This is a genomic window from Polaromonas sp. P1_E1_2 (genome assembly GCF_056406035.1).
Map to the genome: position 1 here is coordinate 1 of NZ_JBFUAZ010000804.1, position 1,523 is coordinate 1,523.

A 1,523-nucleotide genomic window follows, 5' to 3' on the forward strand; every position below is an offset into this window, starting at 1 on the left:
ACATAAACGATGCGCCGCGCATCCCCTTCGCCCTTTATTCTTTCCCCGATAGCTCAAGCTGTCTCCACGCTGGTGGTTTGCGCAGCACTGGGGATGACCGGTGCCGGGACGGCGCTCGCCCAAACTCCGGCTGCGTCACCTGCTCCTCTTCAGGGCGCTTCCGCCGTCCCCTCCGCAGACCCGCCCGCAGGCGACACCCCGAAACTCAAGTCTTCGCCCCAGCTGGCCGAGCAGGTTTCCAGCGACCCGCAGGACAAGGGCCCCACATTTGTTTTTGGCGACCGGATTTCCGGCCGCCCCGATCTTGAGACCGTGATTGACGGCAATGCGGAATTGCGCCGCGGGTCTACCGCCATCCGCGCGGACCGCATTGAGTACTACCAGCCCGAAGACCAACTTAAAAGCCGCGGCAATGTTCGCATCAACCGGGCGGGCAACAGGTTTGAGGGTCCCGAGCTGGAGATCAAGCTGGACCGGTTTGAAGGCTTTTTCACGACGCCGGCCTACCGCTTCCTCAGCAACAGCGGAAACGGCCAGGCGGAGCGGATCGATTTCATCGATGAAGGCCATTTGACGGCCCAGCGCGCCAGCTACACCACCTGCGAGCGCAATGACGAGGCCAGCTGGGAGCCCTCATGGGTATTGCGCGCCAGAAGCTTCGAGTTTGACCTGGACCGCGAAGTTGGCGTTGCCAATGGAGCCGTTGTGCGTTTCAAGGATGTGCCTATCCTGGCTTTCCCCCGGGTGAGTTTTCCGTTGAGCGACAAGCGCAAGTCGGGTCTTCTGCCGCCCTCCATCGGCATGGGCTCAATCAACGGGTTTGAGTATCGGCAACCTTATTACTTTGATATTGCGCCCAATCGGGACGCGACATTTTCACCGGCGATCATGACCAAACGCGGGGTGGACCTCGCCGGCGAATTCCGCTACCTGGAGCCGAAGTACACAGGCGAACTGCAGGGAAACTTCCTGCCCGGCGACAAGTTGCGCAATCGTGACCGCTGGTCCTACAGTTATCAACACGTTGGTGCCTTCAGCAGCGGCCTGTCATCCGTCGGCGACCTGGGCATCAACCTCAACATGAACCGGGTGAGTGACAACGATTATTGGCGTGACTTTCCAGCTCTCAAGGGGGCGACCACCCAGCGCCTTCTGCCCCAGGACGCGAGTTTGTCGTGGACCCGCGGGTTCTTTTCTTCGTCCATGCGAACGCTCAAATGGCAGACATTGCAGGATGTCACTTCGCCCATCGTTCCGCCTTACGACCGCCTGCCCCAGTTTGCAGCGGCGTACACCCGTGTGGATGCGCCGGTGGTGGGATTGGGCAATGGCTTTGCCTGGTCGGTGGAGGGCGACTTCACCCGTTTTTCCGCAGATCGTCAGCTCACCAACCAGCCCAATAGTGACCGGGCATTCACGCGGCTGCAACTGAGCCGCCCCTGGCTGCTGCCTGCGGGGTACATCACCCCCAAAGTGCAGCTGCATGCCACGAGTTACAAATTTGATTCAGCGTTGCCCAATGG

1 protein-coding gene is annotated in these 1,523 nt (G+C 60.6%); it reads left to right on the forward strand.

The window, feature by feature from the left end:
- Window positions 1-9 precede the first annotated feature (9 nt).
- Window positions 10-1,523 (forward strand): LPS-assembly protein LptD (locus tag AC1D1P_RS23050; RefSeq protein WP_477674597.1); only part of this gene is annotated, 1,514 nt, incomplete at its 3' end.